Below are 16,421 nucleotides of genomic sequence, written 5' to 3' on the forward strand. Positions count from 1 at the left end.
ACCCGTTCTCTAACCATTGGCGGACAAATAAACGCTCAATATATTAATTAAACCCACCTTATAAATATAATCAACAATATACTCTGCCGCGCCCTCGTCCGCTTCGCATACTGAAGCGGACATTTTCTTCTGCTGCCCTGAAACCTTATAAGCTTGATGGGCAAAAAAACCGACAACCAACATTATTAGGATCAAACTATCTTGTTCTAAACTTTCGGATTTGAAATTATGCTCTGCCAAGGGGCCATTTTGCATTTCATCTGAGTCCAGAAAATACGCCAATCTATCAGCACTGACACTGTGATCAGACAGCCACACCCAGCACAGCTCAACTGCCTCTTTACATTTACTATGCGTTACAACCGCCGACTCCAAATTACTTAAAGCATGATCAAGTACCAGAAGAAAAACTGCGGCCTTCTTGGTCCACATCATTCCACCAATAAGATCGATAGCCTCTTTATTGTCCATTGACTACTCGCCCCCCCTTAACCAATACAGTTAGACGATTTGGCATTGCTGACCCACCTTCTGCGGTCACCCTCAAAAGCAACGTAGGATAGCGCTCGCTGAACTGTTTGACAACGCCATTCAAATCAGTATTACCTACCAACCCGGCGCTACATTTATTGCAAATACCACTCGCATTAGAAATTTTTACGTCCACAACTCGACCATTTAACTGAGCAGATGTTAGACCTTGCCTTTCTATTTTATTAGCCACATTGTTAAACAAGTCCTCTTCCGCATGCCGGGTGAAGAGAGGGTTGTTATATGGAGACTTGATCAACCTTTCTTTACCATACAAGTCATCAAGACTTGGTAAACCGGCGTTTCGACGGAGTACAGGTGAGAGACCTTCAATAACCTCCGACTCAAAACCGGGAATATCTGTTCTAGCGACCCCAATCGTATCTCCCTCAGGTAAATTATATTTGGTTCTCACTATAGCCAGATCATCAACAGTAGCAATTTCAAAAAACTTTCCGGCGTCCTTCGCCGCCTGCCTTTTTGCCAGTAATTTCGCAGCTATCTCTGAGATAGCTTTACCAGCACGCACCCCCGTCAAGGACAAAAGGACATCGTCAACAGTTGTATCTGGCTCCGCAGATTTTCTTGCTAAAACTAACAATCTCGACATTGCATCTTTCGAAGCGACGTCGTTGGTAGAGATATTAATAATTTCTGTTGCGTGATTATCTGCTTGCTCACGGCCATACTGACTCCACTTGTCTGACAAGCGCAACTCGCCATAAAGGCCTGACCCAGTACCATTAAACAAGCTGGTGTCTTCAAACTGCTCCTTGGTCGAGCCAAAGGCATAAACAACAGAACCATTGGCAATAATAGGCGTGCCATCTTTCCACGTTAATGGAATTTTTTGGTCTGCCAACTCTTGAATAACATCTTTTGCGATTGCCAGATCCCTATCGAGCCAATCGCGCGTTGGGTCGTTACCCCACTTTTCTTGCAGCCCATCCAAACGGGCTTTCTCGACTGCATCGACATTCGATCCAGCAGCCATACGTAGCAAGTCTTCCCACAGCGCATCCGATTTCGGCTTACCGCGGGTTTTCTCCAACTCTTCCGCTTTCCTCTTCAGAATCGGGACTTCTTGGGTCAAGTGTAATTGTCGGTTAAAAACTTCCACGCCGTAACTAGTCCCAGCGGCAACCGAAGAACCGCTCACTCCTTTCCCTGAGCCGGCGCCAGCCCCTATCCCAGTCGCAATCAAAGAACCGATAGTTTCCTGATCAATCTCCGACATCCCGCTGCTTCGCAACGCGTCCCCAATTGCCGGCATTAATGCAGCCGACGCTCCCGCCCCCAACGCACCGCTCTGCACGCTGCCACTAGATAACCCAATCGCCGCACCTGCCAGCGCATGTAGCATCACCCGTGCAGCCCCACCTTCTGCCCAAGCCGATCTAGTCGCAGCGTCGGATTTCGGGTTTTTGGCTTGCGCCTCCGCGTAATCACCAATTCTCTTGAAGATATCGCTAGAAGCCGTATTGGCAACGATGCCTACCGTTGTACCGGCCGGAGCGCCACCAAGGCCTGCGGCGATTAATCCAGAGGCGATATCGGCCATCATTTTTTTATCGCCGCCAAACTGCCAGCGCTTGGCTTCTGCATAAGCCGCATCAGCTGCACGTGCTGTATCGGCGGCGCCAGACATCCCCGCGTCTGATTGTGCCTTTGCCTCCTGCCCAAGCCTCTTGGCCTCATCCGCCTTAGCCTTAGCGACCGTGCTGATAACACCGCTGGCCAGTTGCGCCGAGCTTTGAATCAGGTCGATACGCTCCTGCATGGCCTCTTCATCGGGCTTGTCCAGCTTCTGATTGGCGTTGGCGGTATCGCGGTTCAGCCCCACCAGGTCAGTCGCGCCCTCGGGGTTACGAACAACGATCGTGCCTTCGCTGACAGCACTGCGGGTGTAGCTGTGATCTTTGTCCTTAAGGGCTACTGGGATGCTGCCGCCGAATGAGGAGCCGCCAACATTGCTGCCCGAGATGGAAATTCCCGCCGATTGGCTCTCGATATTGCTGCTGTTCTTGATATCGCTGACGAGCAAGCGATCCGTGCTGAGGCGGTTTTTATCCGCGAGCGCCTCACTGGCAATCACAGCGCCCTGCAGGGTCGTGGTTTTACCCACATGGATGTCGTAGCCACCGGCACCAGCGAACAATCCGCTCTGCTCGGTCACGGCCTTGTAGTCACTGTTCATGTTGGCGGCGGCAATATTCGCCGAACCCGCGACCATGGAGCCGTAGCAGAACGGCGGAACGCAGATGCTCGCTCCGATCCCCCCACTGCTTTGCTTGCTTTTCGACGATTCGGTGTCCTGACGAGAAACAATATTCAGGTTGCCGCCAATCGACGCTTTGATGGTGTCCGCCCGGACCTGGGCGCCTTCGAGGGTTGTGTCGCGACCGCTTTGCAACAACAGCGATCCAGTTTCCAACGTGGTATTGACCTGAGTGACGGACTTGCCGTTACCCATGTTTTTCGCACCTTGGGCCCCCAGATCGAGGGTGAAGCCGTTCTGCTCCCCAATGTTGAAGCTGGCACCAATGGCCGTTTTGTTGCTCGACCCGTCGTTTTTGCGATCAACGGTGTCCTGTGCACTTTTCAGCAGCAGATCATTTTTAGCCAGCAACAAGGTGTTTTCAGCCTTCAGGCTGCTGCCGGTTATCTGGATATCACCCAGGGTTCCCGCCGCGTCCCCCGTGGCAACAATCGATAGCTCTTGACCGGCATTAAGGGTGCTTTGCTTCGCCGTCAGGCTGTTGTACTCGCTGCTGCTTTTGCTGCGCGTATTGGCCAGCTCGGTACCGATCTTGATCAGTGAGCCATTGCTGGGGGTGCCGCCTTGCTTGTTTTTGAACCCGGAGCTCTGCCCGTTGGCATCCGAGGCTTGGCCACCCAGGTTGTAAAACGCAAGCGCAGCCTGTGCGATTTTTACTGCCTTGAGTCGAGGGTCATCGGCATTCTTCGCAGCTTTGGACGCGTCGCGAATAGTCCTTGCGGTATCGACGATCGCACCACCGATGACCCTACCCACTGCCAAGCTTTTAGAGCTGTCCTCAGTGGTTTGCCGCGCGGTTTCATCACCCGCGGTGATGGTCACGTTGGAACCGGTAAGTGCCATGTCCTTGGTACTGACCAGATCACTGGCCACAACACTCAACTCGCGCCCAGCCGTGAGCGTTACATTGCCGGCACTGGAGCCAACTGTGCTGCCGGTAAGCGTGGTTTCTGCAGCCGTACCGTTGTGCTTCTGGCTGTTGATAAACAGATGCTGATTGCCCGTCATGTCATCCAGGCCCAGCTTGTTACCAGTCAATACACCTGTCAGGTCGCGATTCTTTTCCTTGTGCATATCGGTGCGCGAGAAGGTATTTTTCGCCGCATCGATGGTCAGGTCGCGCCCGGCCTGGACTGCCAGATCACCGGTACTGACCAGGGACGAGCCCGTCACTTTCACATCTCGGCCGCCCGCGACGGTGACCGTCTCGCCTGAGACCATGCTGCCCACGGCAGTCGTGCGCTTCTCATCGACCTTGTCCTGGACTTTGCTCGACTTGAACCCACCCCAACTGCTTTTGCTTTCCTTACGCTCATGGCGGGCGCTGTCGGCGTCGGTCACGGCAAGAATCTGTACGTCCTTGCTTGCGACCAATTTCGTCGCGCCTTTCTCGGAAGTCACGGCGCTGCCTGCCAATAGCAGGTTTTCTCCCGCCACCAGTGTGCTGTTGCCGCCAGAACTGACCAGGCTGCCCACCTGGGTAGTGCTGTCCGTTTCATCCAGCCGGAATTTCTTCCCGGAAGAAGACTTCTTGGTCTTGCTGTAGAAGCTGTAGTCCTGATCCGCAGCAGCCTTCAGGGCGAGGTTGTTACCCGCCACCAGGTACGCCTCATTCCCCGCATTGACCGTACTCGCTACCAGCGTGAGATCCTGCCCCGCGCTCAGCGTCGCATCCCCGCCCGCCTTGAGCGCGGTGGACACCTGCTGGACATGATCCTCGATGCTCTTGACCTTCTTGCTCTGGCCATACGAATGCTGTTCATTCGCCGCTGGCCCCAAGGTCAAGTTCTTGGTAGCGACGATGGCCAAGTTCCGCTTGGCTTCGACCTGGCTGGCGATCACGTTGAGGTCACCGCCCGCAACGGCCTGAAGATCCCGCCCAACCGTAACGCTAGAACCATTCTGGGTAATGGTCTGGTCTCGATGTTTGCTGCCCTGCGTATGGCTGTCCACCTGCTCGGCGGCGGTGATGTTCATATTTCGGGCTGCGCGCAATGTAGTGTCGTTACCACTCTTGAGCACACCACCAACATTGGCGATATCCCGCCCAGCGCCCGCGCTCAGGTCATTACTCGCCTCAATCCGCGCCGCGTTGTCAGCAAATTCGCGTTGCTCAGTCTTGTAGCCAGTGCTGCTGGCATGCCGAGTAATGGTTCGCTCATTGGTCAAATCACCAGCCACGGCAACAACACTGACATCCCGCCCAGCAATAACCCCACCCGCCCTGTTAGTCAGGTTATTACTCGCCAACGCATCCAGCCGACCACCCGCTTCCATCAACCCGCTGTTAACCAGACTGTCGCCCGCCGTCGCCCTCAGGTTGCTGGACGCACGCAAGGTGCCCGCATTGTTCAGGTTCTTACCCGCAATCAGGCTGACGTCTGAGCCCTGAATCAGCGCACCATTCGGCGCCAGACGGTGGTTAGCCTGGGCCAGATAAAGCACCGGCACCAGCACCTGTTGATTATTCACCGTCCGGTTTTCCATCCAGACGATGTCATGGGTCAGGGCCGCAACCTGTTCGGCGGTCAGGCTGACGCCCAGGGACAGGTTGAGACTGTCCTTGCTAGCGATGGCGTTGTTCATCAGGTACTTGAACATGCCGTCGTCGGAGTTCTGGCCATCGAGAAAGCGTTGGCCGGTGCGGGCGATCACCGCCTGTTGGATCAGGCGTTGTTCGTAGAAGCCGTCGCCCAAACGCTTGGCGGCGGTGTCCGGGTCGTAGCCCAGGTTTGTCAGCAGGTAATCGGAGCTCATGAAGCGGCGCATGTCGGTCAGCGCCGGGTTGGTCTCGATCAGGTACTTTTGCGGGTTGGCCTGGAACGAACGGTCCGGCAGGCCACGCACTTGCGTCAGGCCCGTGCTCTGGGTCGGCGTGGTGGAGCCGTCGCCGCTCATGCGGAACAGGCCGTTCTGCCCGGTGGGCAAGTCAAAGCCCGGCAGGGCCAGTGGATCGACCTGTTGCTGGGTCAGGCTCGGCGGGAGTTGCCGATTGACGCTGATGCGGGTCGAGAAGGCGTTGTCGGCCTGGGTGTCGGTGCGTGGGCCAGCGCCAACGTAGTTGTAGCCGCCACGCACGACGCCGCTGTTGAGGTCGCCCTGGATTGGAATGTCGATGGCGCCACCGGCCTGAATAATCGCGGCATAGGTTTGGCTGTCGGTGGTGGTTGTTTGCGTACCGAACTGCTTCAGCTCGCGTTCGGTCATGCCAATGAAACGGCTCATCGCTGCTTCAAGGCCGCCCAGCTTGTTGGGATCGTAGGCGGGGCTTTGAATCCAGTATTGTTTGGTGAAGTTAGCGGCTGCATTGCGCCAGACACCTGGGCTGCGCGTGCGTTCGGACATGAAGGTGCGCGAGGTTTCGGTCTCGCCAGTTTCGATGCCAATGTTGTTCAGGCTGATGAGGTTGGCGGTCAGTGCTCCTCAGGGACAGGCCGCTGGAGTGTTCGACCAACGCCCAATGAATATCGGGTACATGATCCACATGGGAATCCCGCAGGAACAGGCCACGGCTCGAAGAAGCGTTGTCATTTCTCCTTCGTAACGTGGCCTATCCCATGCTAGTTTTCCAGCGCCTATCTAGGGTCAATGACATCCAGTGCCCGGTTTGCCAATAGCTGACTCAGCTCGATCAACTGTTGCAGCCCTAATGCAAAATGCCGTCGAGAATCCTCCAAGTCGAACGCCAGATCACTAGCCATGGCATTGGCAGAGGCGAGGGTTTCGCTGAGGTTTGCCAACAGGCTTTCAGCATCGACGCCCTCCACGACGGAGAACAACTGCTCCGGCGGTGGCCTCTTGTCAGGCTGTGCGGGTTTGGGGTTCAGATAGGAATCGATGACACGTTCGGCGTTGGCGTCGGCCGCGATGTCCAGGTGCAGCGGTGGAACGGGTGGGTCTGGGATGAGTTTGTCCATGGAATGCTCCTAACGTAAGTGGGAGCCGCCACGTTCGCTGCTAAACGAGTAGGTGGCAGCCATGCGCAGGTTAGCAGACCGGTACGTTAGGAAACCGGCGCACCCGAGGATGCCCTGCGCACAGCCGCCATAAGAATTCGAGCAATAAAAATGCCCGCACTGAAGGCAGTTGCCATGCGCCTAACGTAACTCCGAGCTGCTAAACCCGACCGCTGAATGGCAGCGGTGGACAAAGACTAGGCACCGAAATCAGCAAGCGCAAGGGACTGGAATTTTCTAGGAAATGTCCTGCAAGTCAATGGGGAATATTCGTTCCGTCGATTCCTACGACAAGTCTGTTTAACGATTCCATAAAGGCACAAATTGCGTATAGTCCCGCCCGCCGCCCTTGCGGCAATCAGTTTTGGCAGCCCACAACCTCTGATGGAGCATGAGTTTTGTACAAGAAATTTACAGGGATCGTTTTTCTGCTATTGAGCGGCTGCTCACTGCATCCGTATACCAAGGACGAACTGCTGAACACTGGCGTAACCAGCCCCGAGTACTGCCTGACGCAAGAGCGGGCGGTGGTCGAAGAGCGGGTGCAAGGCTACCTGAACCACTGCTTTCACCCACAAGTGACCGAGCTCACGACGGGTGGGAGACTCGTCAATACCATCCAATTGAAAGTCGACAGCAATGCCGACAGAAGCGACATGGTGCTATGGGCACCAACGATCTACGGCAGCCAGTTCTATATGAACGTGATCGTCTCGGAAAAGAACCCCGCTTGCAAAACCACCATGACTGCCGTGGCCTCAGGCTGGGGATTTGGACGAAATTTTCCGAAGATCCTGGAAAGCGCGAATGGGGGAGACCCGTGGTGTCCGCTGTAACCACAAAAGAAGGGGATAGCAAAATAAAACTGCGCCATGGGCGAGCGATCAACAATCCGGCTTCTGTGGCGAGGGAGCTTGCTCCCGCTGGGCTGCGAAGCAACCCTCGCTATTCATCGCCAACCGACAGAGAGCAAACGCCCTTTCCACGATAAAACTATTGGACCGCTTGCCCGGCTGATCCAGAAGGCGTCGTTGTGACGGCCGGCTCTATAACTTTCGCCGAAAGACCTGTCTCGACATCACGAACTTCGTAATACCACCATTTCATCGAAGAAATGCCATAAAGCCCATAGGTACGGCCACCGACCAAATCCACGGTCATTTCAATTGGACGTGAGTATCCAGTTCCAATAGCGTACTTAACGGAAAGTTTATGCTTTCCTGCGCCGAGTCGATACTCGGTTTGGCGGGCTAGCCAATATAGCGACGTATCGTCATCGATCTTGTCTATCGACAAATGCTTGTCGAACTGCCGAATTGTCGCGACCTCGGCCCAGGATTTTCCTTCTGGCATATTCATCTAAATCCGGAACGACTTCCAGCATCATGTTCAACACGATACCGGGCGACTTTCCATCCAATATTTGCGCTAATAAATTTCTATTCCCCAAAGATGACATAGGTAATTCCGTCAATGGGTTCAATTTTTTCGACCTTCGTGCATCCATATCTCTGGGAATAACTGGTCGACGCAAAAAAATGCAAGATTTATTTATATACTTAAAAACAGAACACCAGTCCCGCTTACACCTCAAAAACAGATCCCACCTTTAATTTTTTCGACATTCTACCCTTCTACACTCTCCACATAAATTCCGTATGCGCTTTTCATATAATGACAGTATTCACCCCCAGCACGAATTAAAACACCTTGTTCCCACCAGTGCCCCCCTTCAAGCACAGAGACGCCTGACTGCAATAAAAACTTAAATTTTTCGTCAAGGCGGGACACCTCCGAAAAAAGATGTCCCAACGCATCGGCATTGGAGATCCTTGGATCGTTCAGCAATTCCTCTATTAAGCCCCTCACCCGAAGCTCATTTCTATACTCAGAATAGTCCCAATCATATCCCTCCTGACATTCCTCAATAAAAAACCTCCACTTCTGAATCAAAGACATCAAAGTTTCATTACCAAAACCAAGCTTGGTCAAAACTGCTGAGCAAAGCTCAAAAACATTCTCATCTTTCACAACTGTTCCTTGAAATATTTTAGCCGTGCGGCGGCGTCGCCATCAGGCCTAAAGAAAGTATTTATCTTTCCATTTCGCATGACACCAAAATATCCAGTTGACGGCTCAAACCTAAGAACAGAGCCATCTGCTCGAATGCCCTGATGAATACCCGCCCGAGTAGATGGAGCCCAAAAAGACCGCGCAGCACTGACATACGAATCATACGAAATGAACTCAGGCACATCGGCACCATCTGGCTTCGCCACAGCTTTTCCTTTTTTGCCCAATATTACACCTTGGGAATGTTTGGCATAATGTTCAAATGCTTTTCGACTATTTGCGAAATCAGGCAATAGCTGAAGAGCATTAGCCCCCTCGTTTTGGATTGCTCCTCCACCTACTACCGCAGGAGGTACAACTCGTTCTGTTTCCTTTACGCCGATGCTAGCATTGCCCCTTCCCGGGGAGCCGATCTTTGGAATCCCAAGGCTCGCAGCATTCATGGCGCCGACCACGATATTGCCAATGCCATTCCATGTATCACCGTCGTAGACTTGGCCCGTACCGTGGCCTGCCTGGAGTACACCATTGGCCGCAGCAGCGACTCGAATCGTAGTGCCGAGGTTACCCGTCAGAAAATAAAGAGCTGGTGACCCCACGTCGCTCATTGCCTGCATTTCACCATTGATGCGCAGGTAACCTTGAGCATCGCGGTACAGCATTTCGCTAGCGCTCTGGTCCCTGGACCAAAATATGTTGGCAACCGACACGCCATCCTGGGCTCTCAGACCATCGGCGTAGGCAATTCGCTCCTGGCTAGTACCGCCCGCATACGGGTAGTCTCGATAAGGATCCGGTCCGTTTTCAAGCAGATTGTTGATGCTGGTGCGAGCAACCTCAACCCCGTGTTCCTTGCTTTGCTCGTAGCCAAACACCTGAAGATAAGCGCCCAGCTCTGTTTTTTCTGACGGAGAAAGCGACGCGGGGTCGGTATGAAAACGCGCCAACAACGCATCACTACGTTGATCCGAGCCTTGGAGCACCATCATTTTTTTGGCGGCGTCCAGGCTCTTGGTTTCTTCATACTCCTTGAGAACTCTGTCTCGCTCCGCTTTGGAGTGGTCTCCGAGGAAGTTGTAACGCGTGCCGTTTTCCGCCACTTGCGCGGCAACGTCGAGATCCCCATTCGAGGCGGCAGCCCCCAGTACACCGACAACTTTCGAAAGTGCGACCAGATTTTCCTGGGCCCGAATGTATTCAGCCGTACCGGGCTCCAGATGCGAGGGCAGTAGCGTATCCCCCAGCAAACCAATCAGAACCTCGTTTGCCCCACCCGCTATCGCCCCTGTGCGGAAATCTCCTCCCATGACCTCTGCCATCAACCCGCCCAAGGCCGAATGAAGGAGAACTTTCTCAAGGCTACCTTCGGTTAGCGGTAGGTCACCTATTTTGCCAGCGCCGTATGCGCCCCCAATGCTTGCCGCCGTTCCAACCAATGAATTCGCGAAGTTATCCTTGAAGCTTCCTCCGTACACAGCTGTTTTTATCGCAGCATCCGCGGCCACTTTCATAGCCACCGTCTTCGCGCTCTCGGCATTAAACCCAACGTTGCCGGCCTCGTAACCAAGCCCTTGCGTAACCCCCGCCGTGGCCATCGAGACGGCGTATCCTTTCAGGCTGTCCTTGGAAGTTACATCCTTGGCAATTGCGCCGAGATTGCCTCGGTTATCGATGGTGCTGACCGTCGCCTTGGTCGCGACACTGAGGGCTCCCGCCTGAAGCATGGTATTCATGCCAGCCATCATCGGACCCATTACGGCCGCGAGGGCAATGGCAATGATCAGTTGTGAAGCCGGCCCCAAGCCCGACGTGTTGTACTTGAAGGACTCATGGATCTCCTTTACTTGCCGCCAGTCCACGTCACCGCGCTGCTCGGCCTCCTTGATCCAAGCCAGTTGCGGATCGGCTTTTACCATCGCATCAATGGTCTGACTAACCGTTTTCTGATCGACATGCTTGATATCAATCTTCAGGCCTTCGACTGCCTTGATGGTGATATTGCCCGCCGCCGCCATCTGCGTCTGGCGTAAGGTTTCGTCGGTATTACCCTTGCCCTTTGCGGAGTTCCAGAACGCATTGTTATTGGTCTTGGTATGGCTTTCGTCGTGCAGGTCCTTCACGCCTTCGAAAACGACGGCGCCGCCACTTTCCAGTATCAGGTCCTTTCCGCTTTGCAGCTTGGCGACTTGGTAGCGCTGGTCGCCGCCACTCCTGAGCGTCAGGTCGCCTCCCGTCTGGATCTGGCTGCCGATATGGGTGATTTGTGTCACCTCATCGCGCCGCATCTTCAAGCTGCCCCAACCACCTTTCTTCTTCATGTCATACAGCGAATAGTCGCGGTTCTGCGCAGCCAGCAGCTCAAGCTTGCCACCCGCCACGAAGTAGGCCTGGTTTGCAGCGTTGACCTTGCTGGCGATCATCGCCAAATCCTGCCCCGCGCTCATTACAACGTTGCGCCCCGCATTAACCGTCGAGGCCACCTGACTGACGTGGTCCTCTTGGCGGGTGACCTTCTTGCTCTTGCCGTAGGAATGCTGCTCATCCGCCGCCGAGGCGAAGGTCAAGTTTCCTTGGGCGGCCATGGCAACGTCGCGCTTGGCATCGATCTGAGTGCCGACAACGGTGAGGTTGCGACCAGCGTTGACGGTCAGGTCGCGGCCGCTGTCGAGGCTGGAGCCGTATTGCTTGATGTCTTGGTCGCGATGCCTGCCGCGAGTGCCGCTGGTGATGCGTTCGGCGGCGATGAGATTGACATCGCGCGTGGCGTTTAGGGTGGTGTCGGCGCCACTTTTCAGCACGCCGCCGACGCTGTTGATGTCACGCCCTGCGCTGATGGTCAGGTTGTTGCCGGCTTCGATACGAGCGGCGCTGTCGATGAAGTCCGTGCGTTCGCTGCGGTAGCCGCTGTCGCTTTCGTGGGTGGTAACGGTACGCTCGTTAGTCACGTCGCCAGTCAGAGCAACAACACTGACATCCCGCCCAGCAATAACCCCACCCGCCCTGTTAGTCAGGTTATTACTCGCCAACGCATCCAGCCGACCACCCGCTTCCATCAACCCACTGTTGACCAAGCTGTCGCCCGCCGTCGCCCTCAGGTTGCTGGACGCACGCAAGGTGCCCGCATTGTTCAGGTTCTTACCCGCAATCAGGCTGACGTCTGAGCCCTGAATCAGCGCACCATTCGGCGCCAGACGGTGGTTAGCCTGGGCCAGATAAAGCACCGGCACCAGCACCTGTTGATTATTCACCGTCCGGTTTTCCATCCAGACGATGTCATGGGTCAGGGCCGCAACCTGTTCGGCGGTCAGGCTGACGCCCAGGGACAGGTTGAGACTGTCCTTGCTAGCGATGGCGTTGTTCATCAGGTACTTGAACATGCCGTCGTCGGAGTTCTGGCCGTCGAGGAAGCGTTGGCCGGTGCGGGCGATCACCGCCTGTTGGATCAGGCGTTGTTCGTAGAAGCCGTCGCCCAAACGCTTGGCGGCGGTGTCCGGGTCGTAGCCGAGGTTTGTCAGCAGGTAATCGGAGCTCATGAACCGGCGCATGTCGGTCAGCGCCGGGTTGGTCTCGATCAGGTACTTTTGCGGGTTGGCCTGGAACGAACGGTCCGGCAGGCCACGCACTTGCGTCAGGCCCGTGCTCTGGGTCGGTGTGGCCGAGCCGTCGCCGCTCATGCGGAACAGGCCGTTTTGCCCGGTGGGCAAGTCAAAACCCGGCAAGGTCAGCGGATCGACTTGTTGCTGGGTCAGGTTCGGGGGTAGCTGTCGATTGACGCTGATGCGGGTCGAGAAGGCGTTGTCGGCCTGGGTGTCGGTGCGTGGGCCGGCGCCAACGTAGTTGTAGCCGCCACGCACGACGCCGCTGTTGAGGTCGCCCTGGGTAGGAATGTCGATGGCGCCCCCGGCCTGGATAATCGCGGCATAGGTTTGGCTGTCGGTGGTGGTTGTCTGAGTACGGAACTGCGTCAGCTCACGTTCGGTTCTGCCGATAAAATGGCTCATCGCCGCTTCAAGACCGCTCAGGTCATTGGCGTTGTAGCCTGGGCTCTGCAACCAGTATTTGTTGGTGAAGTCATTGGCCTCTGCGCGCCAGCTACCCGGGCGGCGCGTGCGTTGGGACCTGAAGGTGCGCGAGGTTTCAATCTCGCCGGTCTCGATGCCGATGTTGTTCAGGCTGACGAGGTTGGCGGTCAATGCACCGCCGACGCCGATGCTGCTGCTCCGGTTGGTCAGAGTGTCGCCCTGGATATTCAGGTTGCCGCCGGTGGTGATGCTGGAGGCGGCGCTGGCCGCGGTGACTTCGAACTTATCGCGCTGGACGATCTGCCAGACGTGGTTTTGCTTGGGGCCGTCGCAATCACCTGGGACGCAGGCCACTTCCCTGATCGAGGCGGTGTAGATGCCAGCATCGTTGGTGGCCAAGACCTCACGGACGTTGTCGATGGTGCTGGCCGCCAAGCGCATGTTGCCGTCGCTTTGCAGCGTGCCGGAGCTGTTGAGAATGCGGTTGGCACGGGTGCCGAGGCCGTCGCGATCGATGCTCAGATCACCCAGGCTGTAGATGTCGGCATAGCGGTTGGTCAGGTTGTTTACGCGCAGGCTGGTGTTGCCGCCGCTGAAGATCAATCCGTGTTCGTTGAGCAGGTCGCCGGTCGATACGCCAAGCGCTGCGGCACTGCCCAGCGTGCCGTAGTTGTTGAGCGTGGCGGCCGTGACGCTCAGGTCCGCCGCCGAGGTCAGGCGACCGTAGCTGTTGAGGACGCCATCGACCACGACGGTTGTGTTGCCACCGCCAGCGATGCTGCCGTTTTGCTCCAGATTGATCAGTGCCGCCTTGAGGCCCAGGGTACCGAGACTGCTCAAGCGACCGTTACCGGTATAGGCGCCGGTCAGTTGCAGGTCGATGGCTCCATCACTGCCGATCAGGCCGTCGACGCGCCAGTTGCTGCCGCGGCCCACCATACTATTGGTGCTGAGCAACTGGCCGGTGGCGGTCTGGGTCAACTGGTCGACATCCACGACCAGGTGCCCGGCCTGGATCGCCGTGTTGTTGGTCCAGCGATCAGCCGTCACCGTCAGGTTGCCGTAGGTCACCAGCTGACCGCCTGCCTGCCCCAGGTTGGCTTGGCTGATGCCGAACAATCCCAGGCCAGTGTGCAGCAGCTTGCCGCCCACGTTCTGGACGCTGCCGGTGTTGAAGCCCACATCATTACTGGCGGTTTCCAGGGTGCCGTCGTTGTTATCGAACAGACCACCGATCTTGAACACCGTGGTGCTGTTCTGGCCCAGGGTGCGCAGTTGGCCTTTCTGGTTGCCCAGGCTGGCGGCCAGAATATCCAGGCTGTCCTGGCTTTCGATGATGCCGGCGTTGTTGTTCAGCGCCCCCGAAAGATCGAAGTCGATGCGATTGGCGCTGACCTGCCCGCCGCCGCTGTTGTCCATGCCCCGGCCAGTGACCCAGACCTTGCCCGTGGCGTATATCCCGCCGTTGCGATTGTTGATATTCGCCGCTGCGTTGGTGACCACGACATCGCCGGCTTGCGCAGCGATGCGTCCGCCGTCGTTGAACAGCCCAGCCAAGGCTTGGATGCTGAGTCCTTGGGCCTGGATCGTGCCGCCCTGACGGTTCACGTCATAGCCGTTTTTCAGCACGCCGGTGGTGCGTGCCTCCAGCGCGGCCTTGACGCTGGACAGCACGCCGCCACGGTTGTCCAGGTTGGCCGCTTCGATGTTCAGGTCGGCGTCTTGAGCGATGATCGTGCCGCCCTGGTTATCAATATCGCCCGTCACAACCACGGTCACCAGGCCCTTGCCTTGCAGCGTGCCCTTGGCGTTGTCCAGGCGGGCGGCCTTGAGCTCGACGCCGGCACTGCGGCTGGCGATCAGGCCTTGGTCAGCGTTGTTGACCTGGCCGGTCGCCGTAACCAGCAGCTTGCCATTGGCGGCGACGGTGCCTTTGTTGCGGTTGTCCAGGCTGGCGGTGCGCACGGTCACGCTGCCTTGGCTGGACAACTCGCCGCCCTGGTTGTTGATCGCGCCCGCGTTGGTGATGTCGAGGTTCTTGCCGGCCATGACCAGGCCGGTCAGGTTGTCCAGGCTGCCGAGGATCAGGGTCGCGCTGTTCAGGCTGGACAGTTCGCCTGCGCTGTTGTCCAGATAGCCCAGGTTGGCAGTTAAAATGCCTTGGCTATTAATCAGGCCGCCCTGGGCGTTCAGCACCTGATTGGCCTTCAGGTGCAGTTCGCTGTTGCCAAGGATTCGGCCTTTGTTGCGGTTATCCACAGTATCGGCTGTGACCGTGGCCTTGCGCTGCCCGCTGAGCGTACCGCCCTGGTTGTTCAGCGCTGCGGTGGTCGTGACATTCAGGTCGCGACTGGCAATGACGGTTTTGCCGCCATTGCTCAGCTGTTTTGCCGTGAGGGTGACATCGCCCGCCGTGTTGCGGCTGTTGTCGGGATTGACCCCGGCTTCGATGATCGCGTTGTTGCTCAGCGTACCGCCGCTGTCGAGATGAATGCTGTCGCGCGCCACCAGGTTTTTCTGGTTGCTCAGGTCGCCCTGGGTCTTCACGTCCAGGCGGCTACCGGCGTACACCTGGCCACGGGTTTCCAGACTTTTGGCTTCGATGTCGATGGCTCCGGCGGCGGCCGTCTGCGCCAAACTCAGATGCCCATTGGCATCGAGCTGAATATCCCCGCCACTGGCAACCATCTTGCCATCCAGCTTCACCCCAACCCCGGCCTCAGTCCCCACCAACTTGATCGCCCCGGCATACATGCCGCCCAACGCGGAGGAGTCGATCGCCAGTTCGGGCTTGGCGCTGCCGTCATCGGCCCGAGCGGTGGCGTTGAGGGTATTGGCATTGACGTCATTGCGCCCGGCCACGATGGTCAGGTTCTTGGCCTGTATTTCGGCGTTGATCCTGGCGCTGCGAGTAATGATTTCGAAGCGGTCAACGTTGTTGGCGTTCAGGCCCGCGCCTTCAATGGCGACGCTGCCCTGGTCCACCTGATAGCGACCCACCTGGCCGTTTTCGATGATCGGCTTGCCCGTGGTCAGGGTCGCCTTGGGCGTATTGATAAACCCGCAACCGTTACAGGTAATGCCATAGGGGTTGGCGACGATGACATGGGCTGACTGTCCCGCCACTTCGGTGTAGCCACGCAATTGGCTCGGGTTGCCACCATTGACTTCGTTGAGGATGACTTTCGCGGCCGTACCCTTGAGGTTCGGGTTGCCAAGAATAATCCCGCCCAGTTGCGTGGACTGGGCGGGATTGGTGGCGTTGTTGAGGATCACGCCGTTGCTGCCGACGTTGTAGTCCTTGAACTGGTTGTGGGACAGGCCACTGCCATTGGGCTTGGCGATGTTGACCACCGGCACGCCATTGCCGGCCTGGCCAACGCTGGTGCCCGGCGCGCTGACCACGATGCCGCCCGCCTGGGCCCACATCGGTTGCCAGAACATGACGTTGGCCAATAGGAACGCCAGGCCACGCTTGGGCATGCCCCAGAAGGCGTCGCGGGTTTTCAGGGCAGCAGAAGGCTGGCGGGCCAGGAAGGCGTATTGGCGGTCGTCCATGAT

General features: G+C 56.8%; 7 protein-coding genes. 1 reads left to right on the forward strand and 6 read right to left on the reverse strand.

All coding sequences use genetic code 11. The annotated features are described in order from the left end of the window. Nucleotides 1-9: 9 nt before the first annotated feature. From J3P88_RS26460 to J3P88_RS26470, 3 genes are all read right to left on the reverse strand, one after another. The gene (locus J3P88_RS26460) at nt 10-471 is read right to left on the reverse strand and encodes an Imm6 family immunity protein (RefSeq protein ID WP_434572507.1); all 462 of its coding nucleotides are present in this window, start codon (nt 469-471) and stop codon (nt 10-12) included. Further along, complete coding sequence (locus J3P88_RS26465; RefSeq protein WP_434576619.1) at nt 461-5,887, reverse strand: hemagglutinin repeat-containing protein; 5,427 nt, start codon at nt 5,885-5,887, stop codon at nt 461-463. The genes J3P88_RS26460 and J3P88_RS26465 overlap by 11 nt, the downstream gene beginning before the upstream one ends. 497 nt (nt 5,888-6,384) lie before the next feature. Then, nucleotides 6,385-6,726, reverse strand: a complete 342-nt coding sequence (locus J3P88_RS26470) for a DUF6124 family protein (RefSeq protein ID WP_434572509.1) — start codon at nt 6,724-6,726, stop codon at nt 6,385-6,387. Between the two features lie 437 nt (nt 6,727-7,163). Between J3P88_RS26470 and J3P88_RS26475 the strand changes: the two genes are divergently transcribed. Continuing rightward, complete coding sequence (locus tag J3P88_RS26475) at nt 7,164-7,601, forward strand: hypothetical protein (protein ID WP_250965876.1); 438 nt, start codon at nt 7,164-7,166, stop codon at nt 7,599-7,601. A gap of 157 nt (nt 7,602-7,758) precedes the next feature. On the opposite strand, the gene J3P88_RS26480 is transcribed toward J3P88_RS26475, so the two are convergent. The 3 genes from J3P88_RS26480 to J3P88_RS26490 form a co-directional block, all read right to left on the reverse strand. Further along, nucleotides 7,759-8,124, reverse strand: a complete 366-nt coding sequence (locus J3P88_RS26480) for a hypothetical protein (RefSeq protein WP_434572511.1) — start codon at nt 8,122-8,124, stop codon at nt 7,759-7,761. A gap of 267 nt (nt 8,125-8,391) precedes the next feature. Continuing rightward, on the reverse strand, nt 8,392-8,796 hold the full coding sequence (locus J3P88_RS26485; protein WP_434572513.1) for a hypothetical protein: 405 nt from the start codon (nt 8,794-8,796) through the stop codon (nt 8,392-8,394). Continuing rightward, nucleotides 8,793-16,418: a DUF637 domain-containing protein gene (locus tag J3P88_RS26490; RefSeq protein WP_434572515.1), complete on the reverse strand. Its 7,626-nt coding sequence runs from the start codon at nt 16,416-16,418 to the stop codon at nt 8,793-8,795. The genes J3P88_RS26485 and J3P88_RS26490 overlap by 4 nt, the downstream gene beginning before the upstream one ends. Between the last annotated feature and the right edge of the window lie 3 nt (nt 16,419-16,421).

The sequence above is a fragment of the Pseudomonas sp. Z3-6 genome, from assembly GCF_051131985.1.
GTDB classification, from domain to species: domain Bacteria; phylum Pseudomonadota; class Gammaproteobacteria; order Pseudomonadales; family Pseudomonadaceae; genus Aquipseudomonas; species Aquipseudomonas zanjanensis.